The following is a 12,271-nucleotide window of genomic DNA, read 5'->3' as shown; positions in this document are numbered from 1 at the left end:
CCGCAGCCCTGTCCCGTTCCCCAGCCCCGCCCGAGTCCGTTAGTGCGGCGGCTGCCGGGGTAACTCGCCGTCAGAGAACGAAAATTGGAGGGTCTGGATGAAACACGCACAGCTGGTCACCGCCTCCGTTCCGCCGGTGGAGCCGCCCGAGCCGCATCCGCCGACGCGGCCGTCGGAGCCTGTCCCGTCGCCGCAACCCCCGTCGCCGATTCCGTCGCCGGGGCCGCCGGTGCCCGAACCGCCGGAGCCGTTCCCGTACCCCACGCCGCCGGAACCGATTCCGAAACCCGATCCGCAGTGGCGGCCGATGGCGTGAATTCCCGCGCGGCACCGGATTCGTGGAGGATTTTCGCCACCGGAGCGCAGGCGCATGACGGACTCCGAAGCCGTCGGTACGTTGGCGATCATGCGTACCGACAATGATTCCTGGGATATCAAGACCGGTGTCGGCTCGACCGCGCTGTTCGTGGCGGCGGCCCGCGCGCTGGCCGGACGCGCGCCCGACGCGCCCGCGCGGGACCCGTACGCCGAGCTCTTCGTAGCGGCGGCGGGCCCGGAATGGGTCGAGCTGCTCGAGGGCGACGCACCCGGACACCCGTTGCTGACACCCGATTTCGGGGTGCAGTTCCAGCAGCATCAGATCGCGCGGACCCGGTATTTCGACGACTTCATGAACGCGGCCGCGGCGTCGGGCATCCGGCAGATCGTCATTCTGGCCGCCGGGCTCGATTCCCGCGCCTATCGGCTGGCGTGGCCCGATGGCACCGCGATCTACGAACTGGATCAGCCTCAGGTACTCGAATTCAAGCGCGAGACCCTCGCTGCGGCCGGGCACAAGCCGGTCGCGGATCGACACGAGGTCGCGGTCGATCTGCGCGAGGACTGGCCGAAGGCATTGCGCAACAGCGGTTTCGATCCCGATGCGCCGACCGCATGGCTGGTCGAGGGCCTGCTGATCTACCTGACCCCGGCCGCACAAGATCAGCTGTTCGACGCCATCACCGGACTCAGCGCGCCCGGCAGCCGGGTCGCCATCGAGCAGATGGATCCGCTGCCCGCCGAGGCGGTCGCGGCCATGTCCCAGGGCGACGACTCCGGATCCGACTGGGTGCGCATGATCTACAACGAACCCCGCACCGACTCCACCGCCTGGTTCGCCGAACGCGGGTGGACCGGCGAGCGAATCTACCTCACCGACTACATCGAGGGCCTCGGCCTGACCCCGGCGGGCGAAGGGCCGCAACAACAGTCGCTGATCAACCTGGTCACCGTCACCCGACCCTGACCCGGGCTCGCACGGCCGCTGATCCGGCTCAGACCGCGAGCACCAGCTTGCCCGTGTTCCCGCCGCTGAACAGCAGATTCAGCGTCTCCCCGAACTTCGCCACTCCGCCCTCGACGACATGCTCGCGGCTCTTCAACTTGCCCTCGGCGATCCATTGCGCGATCTCCGCCGCCGCCTCGCCGTATCGATCGGCGTAGTCGAAGACGACGAATCCGGTCATGGAGGCCCGGAATACCAGCAGCGACATGTACCGCGAGGGCCCGGGCCGCAACTGCTCGTCGTTGTAGGCGGAGATGGCTCCGCACAGGACGATCCGCGCACCGCGCCGCAGGTTGGCCAGCGCCGCATCGAGAATCTCGCCGCCGACATTGTCGAAGTAGACGTCGATACCCTTCGGCGCCAGTTCACGCAGCCGCTTGAGCACGTTCTCGCCGCGATAGTCGATGGCCGCGTCGAACCCGAATTCCTCGGTCAGCATCCGGCACTTCTCCGCGCCGCCCGCGATCCCGATGACGGTGGCGCCCTTGATCTTCGCGATCTGCCCGGCGACACTGCCCACCGCCCCGGCCGCCGCCGAGACGACCACGGTGTCACCGGCCTGCAGCTTCCCGACGTCGAGCAGCCCGAAATACGCTGTCATGCCGGGAATTCCGAGCGCGCCCAGCCAGGTCGGCCCGGGCGCGGCCGCGAGATCGACCTTCTGCACGCCGCGGCCGTCGCTGATCGCGTATTCGGTGACGCCGAAGGTCCCGCTGACCGCATCGCCGACCGCGAAATCGGGATGGGTGGATTCCACGACGGTGGCGATATCCAGCGACCGCATCACCTCGTCGATTCCCACCGGCGGCAGATAGGAGCGCACATCGTTGAGCCATCCGCGCATGGCCGGATCCAAGGAGATGAACGAGACCCGCACCAGAATCCGTCCCGCCTCGAGCGCGGGCAGTTCCTCGGTGACCAGATTCCAGGTGCTCGCGTCGGGCAGTCCGATGGGTCGCTGAGCCAGCCTGACCTGCTGGGTTTTCGTCATTCGGTTCACTCCTCGGGATAGCTCCGCACCCGGCGGGCGATGGATCCGGGCCGGGCAGGCGCCACTGTACTTGAATCCGAATTCAACTTCTATACAGCTGCCGTGCGTTGACCCGTTGGCGCCGAACGCCATTGAAGTCGATATCGGATTCAGCTATGGTCGCGAAAAGGAGTGACCCCGGTCACATCACCGCTGCTACTTCTCGGGATGTCCCATGACAAATGTCGCCGACCGCATCTGGCAGCACGCGTCCGAACGCCCCGACGCCCCCGCCCTGCGCCACGGGTCCGTCACCCTCTCCTACGCCGAGCTGGCCCGCCGCAGCGCGGTATTCGCCGGTCACCTCGCCGAATCCGGTGTCGCGGTGGGAGATCGCGTGCTGCTGGTGGCGCCCACCGTCCCGGAGTTCGTCATCGCCTATCTGGGCGCGCACGTCGCCGGAGCCGTCGCCATTCCGGTCAACACCATGGCCACGGCACCCGAAATCGGGTACGTGCTCGACGATTCCGGCGCCCGGCACGCCATCGCCTGGCATGCGGCGCGCACCGCGGCCGAGCAGGCCGGCGCCGAACGCGGCATCCCGCTGCTGATCCTCGAACCGGGCGCCCACGCCACGGCCGCCGCGCCGATAGACCTACCTGCCGACCGCGCACCGGACGATCTCGCGATCCTGCTGTACACCTCCGGCACCACCGGCCAGCCCAAGGGCGTCGAGTTGACCGTCGCCAATCTGATCGAGACCGCACGCATTTTCATCGATCAGCTGCGCCTCACTCCCGAGGAACGCTTCGGCACCGGGCTCCCGCTGTTCCACGTCTACGGCCAAGCCGTCTGCCTCATCACCACCCTGCACGCGGGCGCGTCGTTCTCCATGGTGTCCCCGTTCGCGCCCGGCGCGATGATCGAGACCATCCGCGATCACCGGCTCACCGTGGTGGCGGGCGTGCCGACCATGTGGAATGCCATGCTGCACAGCGCCGGTGACTACGGCCCGGAGGATTTCGCGAGCCTGCGACTGGCCTGCTCGGGCGGTGCGTCACTGCCCGCGGAGGTGATCCGCGCGTTCACGCAGCGATTCGGCTGCACCATTCTCGAGGGGTACGGGCTCACCGAATCCAGTGGCGCCGCGACCTACAACCCGGTCGATCGCGAACAGCGGGCCGGATCGGTCGGCACCGCCCTGCCCGGCACCGAGATCGAGGTGCGCGGGCCCGACGGCGAGGTGCTGCCCGCCGAAACCGTGGGCGAGCTGTTTCTGCGCGGCCCCAGCGTCATGCGCGGCTACTGGCATCGCCCCGACGCCACCGCCGCCGACCTGTCCGGCGGCTGGCTGCGGACCGGCGATCTGGGCCGCATCGACGCCGACGGCTACGTCTATATCGTCGACCGCGCAAAGGATCTCATCATCCGCGGCGGCTACAACGTCTACCCGCGCGAGGTCGAGGAGGTGCTCTACGAGCATCCCGGCATTGTCGAGGTGGCGGTGATCGGCCTGCCCGACGACCACTACGGCGAGGAGGTGGGCGCGGCCGTGGTCGCCGCGCCCGGCGTCGAACTCGACCCGGAGGAGCTGCGCGCCTGGGCCAAACAGCGGCTCTCGGCCTACAAGGTGCCGCACCGCTTCGCCTGCACCGACAGCCTCCCCAAGGGCGCGACCGGCAAGATCCTCAAACGCGCCATCGACCCGAACCTGTTCTCCGACAAGGTGATCCCGCTCACCGACAAGGCATCCCGATGACCGCCGTACCCACCGTGACCGGACCCGTCGACGCCAGCGAACTCGGCCGCGTGCTGGTGCACGAGCACATCTTCGTGCTCGGCGAGGAATTCCGGCAGAACTACCTCGACTGGGACGAGCAGGCCCGCATCGACGACGCGGTCAAACAGCTCGACGAGCTGAAATCGCTGGGCATCGACACCATTCTGGACCCGACGGTGCTGGGCCTGGGCCGCTACATCCCGCGCATCCAGCAGATCGCCGCCCGCACCGAACTGAAGATCGTGGTCGCCACCGGCGTCTACACCTACAACGATCTGCCGTTCCAATTCCATTACAACGGACCGGGTTTGATGATGGACATGCCCGAGCCGATGACGGAGCTGTTCGTCCGCGACCTCACCGAGGGCATCGCCGACACCGGGGTGCGGGCCGGATTCCTCAAGTGCGCCATCGAAACACCCGGTCTGACGCCGGGTGTGGAGCGGGTCATGCGCGCGGTCGGGCAGGCGGCGGTCCGCACCGGCGCCCCGATCACCGTCCACACCAACCCGCACACCCGGTCCGGCCTGGTCGCCCAGCGGGTGCTGCGCGAGGAGGGCGTCGACCTGACGCGCGTGATCATCGGGCACTCCGGCGACACCACCGACCTCGACTACCTCATCGAATTGGCCGAGGCCGGTTCCTGTCTGGGCATGGACCGCTTCGGCATCGACGTCCTGCTCCCCTTCGAGGACCGGGTGCGCACGATCGTCGAACTGGTGCGCCGCGGCCACCGGGACCGGATCACCATCGCCCACGACGCGGCCTGTTTCATCGACTGGTTCGATCCGGTCGCGAAGGCCCAGATCGCCCCGAAGTGGAACTACCGCCACATCAGCGAGGACGTGCTCCCCGCCCTGCTCGCCGAGGGTCTCACCCCTGCCGACCTCGACGCCATTCTCATCGACAACCCCCGCCGCCACTTCCAGCCCTCTTGATCGCCGAATGCCCGGCCAGCGCGGCAAATCGGACAAATCGCCTCGGGCAGGCGTCTCTCGGCGATAGGTTGCGTGGTGGATGCCGACTCTGAACGGAGGATCCCGCATGACCGCATCGACTCGCACCGCACGCCGACGGGCCGCCGAACTCCTGGTGTATCCGCGCATCGTGCAACTGGGACTGATCTCCGCCCTCCGGGCCCGGCGACGACGCGGACGGACCGGCTGAGCACGCTGTTGCGAGACGATTGCCGATGCGGTGAGATGGACCCGGAGGAGGGACCGGCGAGGCGTCCGCCCCGGGGCACGGAGGTACGGCAGCGGTGGAATCCGGCGTGGGTGCGAAGCCGCCGAAACACGATCCGCCGCAACCGCCCTCCTTCGGATCCACCCTGCGGCGACTGCGCCAGGACCGCGGCCTCTCGCGGGAACGACTCGGCTTCAACGCGGGCGTCAGCGCCAGCTATGTGACCAGCCTCGAGAAGGGTGACCGGGCGCACCCGACCCGGGAGGTCATCGAGGCGCTGGTGCGTTGCCTGACCGGCGTGTCCGATCTCGCGCCCGGTGAACGGCGGCTGCTGTTCGACCTGGCGGGCCTGACCGACACCGAGATGCCCGATATCGACGACCTGCGTGCCGACCTCGGCCGCGGCATCCCCCGCGCGCTCGAACTCTACGAGCCGCATCTGGCCGCCTATGTCGACACCCGGCTCAATATCCTCTTCTGCAATTCCAGCTTCGCACAGGGCTTTCCGGGGCTGCGCGAGGACGGGAACCTGCTGCGATGGATGCTGAGCAATCCGGCGGCCCGGACGGCGCTCGTCGAATGGGAGGACGAGGTGCGGATCTCGGTGCAGTGGCTGCACGGGTTCGCCGGACAGCACGCCGACGCCGGGTGGGCGGCGGATCTGCTGGCCGAACTGGGGCAGTACCCGCTGTTCCGGGAGCTGTGGGCGACGACCACCGCCCGATACGAACGGCAGCGGCCCATCGTCCGGCTGCGCGATAAGGCGGGACAGCCGATATCCATTGTCGGGCAATTGTTTCGGGTGCCGAGTACCACCTACCCCGACTGGATTCAGATCTTCATCGGCCTGCGGTACCCGGACGAGGACCCTCGACAACCGGACAGTGAGTCCGATCAGCGCGGCAGCGGGCTGTAGAACACCAAACCGTTGCCCTTGTTGTCGAACACGACAGCGCGGCGCTCGTGCGCGTCGTTGTACGGCCCCTTCACGATGCCGCCGCCGCTGGCCTCGACCGCCTTCGCGGCGGCATCGACATCGGCGGTCTTGATGCCGACGACGACCTGACCGTGAATCGGATGATCCACCTCGGTCGCCAGGGCGAGGGTGATCGGCCCGCCGTCGAGGGCCGCGAAATGCGTTCCATCCCGGAACTTCAACCCCATACCGAGCGTCTCGCTGTAGAACCGGATGGATTCGTCCAGGTCATCGGTGGACAGGATGATCATCTTCACTTCGTGGTCGCTCATGGCACCCATGGTGGTCGCCTCTGCTCGCGATGCACATCCGACACGCCCGCTCACCGGACAGCCCGCCGCTCGGGTGACACCGCTTCGGCGCGGATGACATCGGTTGGTCGTTCATTGGCCGCTGATTGGTGGGGCAGCCGAACCTCGACCCTGTACCGAACCATCGAGGGGAAGCGACATCATGCGAAACCGGATCCTGACCTTCACCCTGGCGACCGCGGCGATCGCGGCATCCACGGCCGTGATCGCGGGCGGCGCCCAAGCGCGGGTGCCGTGGTGCGACACCTCGCGCATGCAGCTCGAGGTGACCGCCGGCGACCAGCTGGGCTCCAACCTGCGCACCGCCAACATCACCCTGCGCAACATGTCGTGGGAAACCTGTGCGACACAGGGTTATCCGGGCGTCGACCTCAGTATCTGGGGCGGACCCGGCCACCACGCGGTGCGCAACGGCGCGGTCGGCCACCCCATCGAGCTCGCGCCGCGGCAGGCCGCGACCGCGGTTCTGACGTATCAGATCTTCACCGTCGCCACCGACAACTTCCCGGACGAGATCACCGTGACCCCGCCCGACAACACCGAGTCCCTGCGCGCGTACTGGGATTGGCGCAAGCTCGGCGCGGTCAGCTTCGACCAGTCGCAGCCGAGCATCGCGCCGCTGCGCGCCTGAGCGCACCACGGGCGGTCACAGCTCCAGGCCGAGGATGATCGCGATGTGGTGGGGGAAGGCCGTGCAGTGGACTCCGGAGGTCTGCATCTGGAATTCGCGGATGCGGCCGGTCTGCGGGTCGCGCAGGCGCTGAATCCGGGTGGAGGGCGGGAAGTCGACGCCGTCCTCCTCCCAGATCCGGCGGAAGTCGGGGAAGCGGCCCAGATCGTCCATGAGCGCGGCCAGCATCGGGTCGTCGCCCATCCGGCCGGCGGCGGTCCGCAGCCAGTCGACGTATTTGTGCGCCTCGGTCTCCCACTCGACCTGATGCTGTTTGGCCAGGTCGTTGCCGAACATCCAGCGAAACAGGTTGCCGTCCTGACGGGTTCCGGGCAGCGCGGCGTCCCAGGCGTCATTGGCCTCGAGGATGTTGCCGCAGTGGTCGACATAGGCGGCCAGGTGCGGGCGGAACAGGAACAGCGCGTGGCGTTGTTCGGTGGTGATGGCCGCCCGCAGGTTCCGGACGGTCGGTTCGCCGGGTAGGTCCAGCCCGGCCAGATCGAAGACGTGGCGGCGGTCGGTCATCGATACCGACCGGATTCGATCCAGGCAGCGCAGTAATGCCTCCACCACCGCCAGGGCCGGATTCTGCCGGTCGCCCTTCTCCAGATGGGTGATGTAGCTGGCGCTCACTCCGGCGGTGTAGGCCAGCTGCTCCCGGGAGACGCCGCGATCGTCGCGCAGCCGCCGCAGTGCGCGCCCGAACGTCGGCGCCTCGACAGTGGGCAAATCCCGTGCATGGTCCGGTCTTTCGGTCACCGTCATGCGCTCCCTCCCGGTTACCGGCCCGAATTGCCCGAAACAGCAACCGCTTAGCAATGCTGCCACAGCAGGCCGGTAACCCGGATAAGACGCACAGGCAATTATTCGGCTACAGCAGCCACCGCAACCGCCCGGGCGGGACGCGTGCCCCGGAAGGTGGTCGCCACCACGAAGGCCAGCGACGCGATGGCCGCGGCCGCCGCGAACGCGGTGGTCATACCACCGACCAGGGCGTGCTGCGGCGATCCGCCCGCACCGCGCGCCGCGGTGCCGAAGACGGTGACCAGGATCGCCAGGCCCAGGGCGGCGCCGGTCTGCTGCAGGGTCTGCATCGCACCGCCCGCCGCACCGGCTTCGTGCGGCTCGACATTCGACATGATGATCACGTTCAGCGGCGAAACCGTCAGGCCCAGGCCGAATCCCATCAGCACCATGGCGGCGAACAGCAGCGGGAAGTAGCCGCTGTCGGCGGTGAGCTGGGTCAGCAGGACCAGCCCGGACACCATGGCGGCCGCGCCGACCATGGTCACCGGCTTCGGGCCGAAGCGCGGCAGCAGCCGCGGGATCAGCCGGATCATGGTGAACATCAGCACGGCGGTCGGCAGGAACGCGAAACCGGTTGCCAGCGCGCTCAATCCGAGCACGTCCTGCAGGAACTGGGTGAGGAAGAAGAACATCGACATGCCCGCCATCGGGGCCAGGAACATATTGGTGTAGGCGGCGGCGCGATTGCGGTCGGCGAACAGGCGCAGCGGCAACAGCGGTTGCGCGGTGCGGGATTCGATGACCAGGAACGCCGCGATCAGGGCCACGCCCAGCGACAGCGAGATATCGGTGGTCGGGGTGCCCCAGCCGTCCGAGGCGGCGCTGATGAAGCCGTAGACCAGGGCGGCCACCCCGGAGGTCGCGGTGATCGCGCCGGGCAGGTCCAGGTGCGCGGGCTGCCGTTCGGCCCGGGGCAGATAGCGCAGCGCCAGTATCACGACCGCGAGGCCGAAGGGCACATTGATGAACAGGACGGAGCGCCAGCTCAGCCATTCGGTGAGCAGGCCACCGACGATGAGGCCGATGGCGAAACCGGCACTGGACATGCCGGAGAACAGCGCGAGCACCCGCATCCGGGCCTTGGGTTCGCTGAAGGTGGTGGTCAGCAGGGCGAGGGTGCTGGGCGCGGCCATGGCGCCGCCGATGCCCTGCACGATCCGCGCGGCGATCAGCCATCCGGCGGTGGGCGCGAGTCCACCCGCCAGCGAGGCCAGCGTGAACAGTGTTGCGCCGGTGAGGAACAGCGTGCGGCGGCCGAACAGGTCGCCGGCGCGGCCGCCGAGCAGCAGTAATCCGCCGAACACCAGGCTGTAGGAGTTCATGACCCAGGACAGTCCGGTGGCGCTGAAGTGCAGGTCGCTCTGGATGCGCGGCAGCGCCACGTTCATCACGGTGATGTCCAGGACGATCATCAATTGGCAGGTCAACAGGGTGGCCAGCACGATGCCCGAGCGGGCGCGGCCGAGCTTCGATTCGGGGCGGACGCCGACGGCGTCCGGGGAAAGAGTGGTCGACAAGGAATTCTCCATCGAAGGGGAGTAAATCGGAGGGATCCTCCGTTTCCGATGGAGTTACTATATGGAGGGTTCCTCCATTTGCGCAAGCCTATCCGGAGGGTCCATCCGTTTTCTAGTGGAGGGTCCGTGGCAGCACCGTCGACCGGGAAGCCGATGCGCGCAGACGCACGGCGCAACTACGAGCTGATCGTGGCGACCGCCCAGGCGGCCTTCGCCGAGCTCGGACCCGAGGCGCCCCTCGAGGAGATCGCGCGGCGGGCGGGCATCGGGATCGGCACCCTCTACCGGCACTTCCCCAATCGCGAGGCGCTGATCGAGGCCGTCTACCGCTCCAATATCGAGCAGCTGGCCCAACGCGCTCACGATCTGCTCGAAGAGCACACGCCTGCAACGGCTTTCGAATACTGGCTGCGCGAGCAGGTGGCCTGGGTGATGGCCAACCGCGTGCTGGCCACCACGTTGAAGGCCGGCATGGACAAGGACTCCCCCACCTTCCAGCTGTGCCGGGCGGCGATCACCGAGGCGGCCGACCTGCTGGTGCGGGCCGGGCAGGAGGCGGGCGCGCTGCGCGCCGACCTGGAACCGCGGGATCTGCTCCGCTTCGGGCACGGCATCGGCGTCGCCTGCGAAACCGTGCCCGACGCCGCCGAACGCATGCTGGCGGTCACCATCGACGGGCTGCGCGCCGGATCCGAAAAGCGCTGAGACACACGCCACACCGCATAACCGGGCGATCTCTCCGCCGCGACCGGGGTGCCCGTGCGCCGCGCGCCGCCCGGTAATGTGCCCGCCGGACATACGGCGTTGAATCAAAAGCGGGCATGGAACAAGGAGAACGTGATGGAACGGATCGGCGTGATCGGCGGCGGCACCATGGGTGCCGGCATCGCCGAGGTGGCGGCGCGCTCGGGTGGTTCGGTGCTGGTGCTGGAGCGGGATACCGCCGCGGCCGATGCCGCCGTGCAGCGCATCGAGAAGTCGCTCGCCCGCGCGGTGAAGTCCGGCCGGCTCGAGCAGGCCGCCGCGGATGAGGCCCGCGCCCGCATCACGCTCACCACGTCGATCGACGACTTCGCCGACCGCGAGCTGGTCATCGAGGCCGCGCCGGAGATCGAGTCGCTCAAGACCGAGTTCTTCGCCAAGCTGGACGCCATCGTCTCCCCCGACGCCATCCTGGCCACCAACACCTCCTCCATTCCGGTGATCCGGCTGGCCAACTCGACCGCCAATCCGGGCCGCGTGGTGGGCGTGCACTTCTTCAACCCGGTGCCGGTGCTGCCGCTGGTCGAGATCGTCGTCACGCTCAAGACCGACCGCGAGGTCGTCGACAAGGTGACCGCCTACGCCCGTGAGGTGCTGGGCAAGCGGACCATCGAGTCCAAGGATCAGGCCGGGTTCATCGTCAACGCGCTGCTGATCCCGTACCTGTGCAATGCGATCCGCATGTTCGAGACCGGGTTCGCCAGCGCCGAGGACATCGACGAGGGCATGGTCAGCGGCTGCGCGCACCCGATGGGTCCGCTGCGCCTGACCGACACCGTCGGGCTCGATGTGACCCTCGCGGTCGCCGAATCCCTCTACGCCGAATTCGGTGAGCCGCAGTACGCGCCGCCGGTGCTGCTGCGCCGCATGGTCGATGCCGGGTACCTCGGGCGCAAGACCGGGCGCGGGTTCTACACCTACTGATCCGATGCCACCCGTCGCGCCCTCGGGCGGAGGGCGCGACGGGTGGTGAACGGTCTTGAGCTACAGACGATTACGGCACCCTCTCGACATGTGAACCAAGGCAGTTTTGGTCAATTGTCCGAATTTGCTGCGGAAGAGCCGATCCCGCGATAGTTTGCCGCGCATGTCTCGGATTCATGCACTGGTGGCCGCCGCCGCGCTGGCCGCGCTCCCGTTGGCGTCGGCCGCTCCCGTCTCCGCCGCGCCCACGGTGAACAAGGTCGTGGTGATCGGCATCGACGGCACATTGTGGAGCGAGGTGCAGGCGGCGAACGCACCGAACCTGGGTCTGCTGGCCGCGCAGGGCACCCTCGCGCGCACCTCGATCGCCCCGCACACCACCATGTCGTGCGTGTCCTGGGCGACGGTGCTGACCGGCGTGTGGGATACCAAGCACGGCATCCGCGACAACGACTCCACTTGCGTCCCCGCGGCTTTCGCGCCCTACCCGACCGTGTTCACCCAGCTCGAGCGCGCCCGGCCGAGCCTGTCCACCGCCTCGCTGGGCACCTGGGACAAGATCGGCATGATCGCTCGGACCGGAAGCCCGGCCGCGGACAAGGTTTCCGTCACCCAGGTCGATCCGACCGGTGCGGGAGTCTGTGAGACGACCGCGGATTCGAATGCCGCGGCCCAGGTCGTCTCCGCGATCACCGACAGCGGCACCGATTTCACCTTCACCCACCTCGACCAGGTGGATATCGTCGGCCACACCCTGCGCGGCATCTGGCCCCAGGCCTACCGCGACGCCATCACCCGCGTCGACGCCCTCGTCGGCAAGATCACCAAGGCAGTCGACGACCGCGCCCACGCCCACCCCGACGAACGGTGGACCATCCTCGTCACCACCGACCACGGCCACAAGCCCGAAGGCGGCCACGGCGGCCAAACCGCCTACGAAACAGCAAGTTTCACCATCGCCCGAGGCCCCGACCTCACCCCCGGCGCCCTGAACAACGCCTACACCCTCGCCGACATCACCCCCACCATCCTCGACCTCCTGGGC

14 protein-coding genes are annotated in these 12,271 nt (G+C 68.2%); 10 read left to right on the top strand and 4 right to left on the bottom strand.

Translation table 11 applies throughout. From position 1 onward, the window contains the following. Positions 1–97 precede the first annotated feature (97 nt). Together ACAM49_RS34225 and ACAM49_RS34220 are read left to right on the top strand one after the other, a co-directional pair. Positions 98–316, top strand: a complete 219-nt coding sequence (locus tag ACAM49_RS34225; protein WP_369639689.1) for a hypothetical protein — start codon at positions 98–100, stop codon at positions 314–316. Between the two features lie 90 nt (positions 317–406). Continuing rightward, a complete protein-coding gene (locus ACAM49_RS34220; protein WP_369639688.1) occupies positions 407–1,285 on the top strand; it encodes an SAM-dependent methyltransferase in 879 nt (292 codons plus the stop codon). A 28-nt stretch (positions 1,286–1,313) separates the two neighbouring features. On the opposite strand, the gene ACAM49_RS34215 is transcribed toward ACAM49_RS34220, so the two are convergent. Then, the gene (locus ACAM49_RS34215; protein WP_369639687.1) at positions 1,314–2,315 is read right to left on the bottom strand and encodes an NADP-dependent oxidoreductase; all 1,002 of its coding nucleotides are present in this window, start codon (positions 2,313–2,315) and stop codon (positions 1,314–1,316) included. Between the two features lie 214 nt (positions 2,316–2,529). Here ACAM49_RS34215 and ACAM49_RS34210 point away from each other — a divergent pair, with 214 nt between their 5' ends. The 4 genes from ACAM49_RS34210 to ACAM49_RS34195 all read left to right on the top strand — a co-directional run bounded on the left by ACAM49_RS34210 (position 2,530) and on the right by ACAM49_RS34195 (position 6,175). Further along, on the top strand, positions 2,530–4,053 hold the full coding sequence (locus tag ACAM49_RS34210; protein WP_369639686.1) for a long-chain fatty acid--CoA ligase: 1,524 nt from the start codon (positions 2,530–2,532) through the stop codon (positions 4,051–4,053). Continuing rightward, positions 4,050–5,012, top strand: a complete 963-nt coding sequence (locus ACAM49_RS34205; RefSeq protein ID WP_369639685.1) for a phosphotriesterase — start codon at positions 4,050–4,052, stop codon at positions 5,010–5,012. Before ACAM49_RS34210 ends, ACAM49_RS34205 begins: the two co-directional genes overlap by 4 nt. Positions 5,013–5,118: 106 nt before the next feature. Continuing rightward, positions 5,119–5,241, top strand: a complete 123-nt coding sequence (locus ACAM49_RS34200) for a hypothetical protein (RefSeq protein ID WP_369639684.1) — start codon at positions 5,119–5,121, stop codon at positions 5,239–5,241. A 106-nt stretch (positions 5,242–5,347) separates the two neighbouring features. Next, positions 5,348–6,175: a helix-turn-helix domain-containing protein gene (locus ACAM49_RS34195; protein ID WP_369639683.1), complete on the top strand. Its 828-nt coding sequence runs from the start codon at positions 5,348–5,350 to the stop codon at positions 6,173–6,175. Here the strand turns inward: ACAM49_RS34195 and ACAM49_RS34190 are convergent. After that, positions 6,154–6,507: a VOC family protein gene (locus tag ACAM49_RS34190; protein WP_369639682.1), complete on the bottom strand. Its 354-nt coding sequence runs from the start codon at positions 6,505–6,507 to the stop codon at positions 6,154–6,156. The two genes, ACAM49_RS34195 and ACAM49_RS34190, sit on opposite strands and share 22 nt — an antisense overlap. Positions 6,508–6,688: 181 nt before the next feature. On the opposite strand from ACAM49_RS34190, the gene ACAM49_RS34185 reads away from it, so the two are divergent. Continuing rightward, positions 6,689–7,177 carry a DUF4232 domain-containing protein gene (locus ACAM49_RS34185; protein ID WP_369639681.1) on the top strand — a complete coding sequence of 163 codons (489 nt, stop codon included), beginning with the start codon at positions 6,689–6,691 and terminating at the stop codon, positions 7,175–7,177. 15 nt (positions 7,178–7,192) lie between these two features. On the opposite strand, the gene ACAM49_RS34180 is transcribed toward ACAM49_RS34185, so the two are convergent. After that, entirely contained in the window at positions 7,193–7,975 is a 783-nt protein-coding gene (locus ACAM49_RS34180) for a helix-turn-helix domain-containing protein (RefSeq protein ID WP_369639680.1), read from the bottom strand. 104 nt (positions 7,976–8,079) lie between these two features. After that, a complete protein-coding gene (locus tag ACAM49_RS34175; RefSeq protein ID WP_369639679.1) occupies positions 8,080–9,540 on the bottom strand; it encodes an MFS transporter in 1,461 nt (486 codons plus the stop codon). A 126-nt stretch (positions 9,541–9,666) separates the two neighbouring features. Between ACAM49_RS34175 and ACAM49_RS34170 the strand changes: the two genes are divergently transcribed. From ACAM49_RS34170 to ACAM49_RS34160, 3 genes are all read left to right on the top strand, one after another. Beyond that, positions 9,667–10,245 carry a TetR/AcrR family transcriptional regulator gene (locus tag ACAM49_RS34170; protein WP_369639678.1) on the top strand — a complete coding sequence of 193 codons (579 nt, stop codon included), beginning with the start codon at positions 9,667–9,669 and terminating at the stop codon, positions 10,243–10,245. A gap of 135 nt (positions 10,246–10,380) precedes the next feature. Then, the gene (locus ACAM49_RS34165) at positions 10,381–11,226 is read left to right on the top strand and encodes a 3-hydroxybutyryl-CoA dehydrogenase (RefSeq protein WP_369639677.1); all 846 of its coding nucleotides are present in this window, start codon (positions 10,381–10,383) and stop codon (positions 11,224–11,226) included. A gap of 163 nt (positions 11,227–11,389) precedes the next feature. Further along, a partial coding sequence (locus ACAM49_RS34160; RefSeq protein WP_369639676.1) for an alkaline phosphatase family protein occupies positions 11,390–12,271 on the top strand: 882 nt, incomplete at its 3' end.

Source organism: Nocardia sp. JMUB6875, assembly GCF_041154655.1.
In the GTDB taxonomy this organism is placed as follows: domain Bacteria; phylum Actinomycetota; class Actinomycetes; order Mycobacteriales; family Mycobacteriaceae; genus Nocardia.
Note: the sequence above shows the minus strand (reverse complement) of the source record. Positions and strands in the feature narration are given on the sequence as shown.

Bases quoted from the DNA above. Each gene is read 5' to 3' on its own strand.
- ACAM49_RS34225 (WP_369639689.1), top strand. From the start codon at position 98: ATGAAACACGCACAGCTGGTCACCGCCTCCGTTCCGCCGGTGGAGCCG.
- ACAM49_RS34220 (WP_369639688.1), top strand. From the start codon at position 407: ATGCGTACCGACAATGATTCCTGGGATATCAAGACCGGTGTCGGCTCG.
- ACAM49_RS34215 (WP_369639687.1), bottom strand. From the start codon at position 2,315: ATGACGAAAACCCAGCAGGTCAGGCTGGCTCAGCGACCCATCGGACTG.
- ACAM49_RS34210 (WP_369639686.1), top strand. From the start codon at position 2,530: ATGACAAATGTCGCCGACCGCATCTGGCAGCACGCGTCCGAACGCCCC.
- ACAM49_RS34205 (WP_369639685.1), top strand. From the start codon at position 4,050: ATGACCGCCGTACCCACCGTGACCGGACCCGTCGACGCCAGCGAACTC.
- ACAM49_RS34200 (WP_369639684.1), top strand. From the start codon at position 5,119: ATGACCGCATCGACTCGCACCGCACGCCGACGGGCCGCCGAACTCCTG.
- ACAM49_RS34190 (WP_369639682.1), bottom strand. From the start codon at position 6,507: ATGAGCGACCACGAAGTGAAGATGATCATCCTGTCCACCGATGACCTG.
- ACAM49_RS34185 (WP_369639681.1), top strand. From the start codon at position 6,689: ATGCGAAACCGGATCCTGACCTTCACCCTGGCGACCGCGGCGATCGCG.
- ACAM49_RS34165 (WP_369639677.1), top strand. From the start codon at position 10,381: ATGGAACGGATCGGCGTGATCGGCGGCGGCACCATGGGTGCCGGCATC.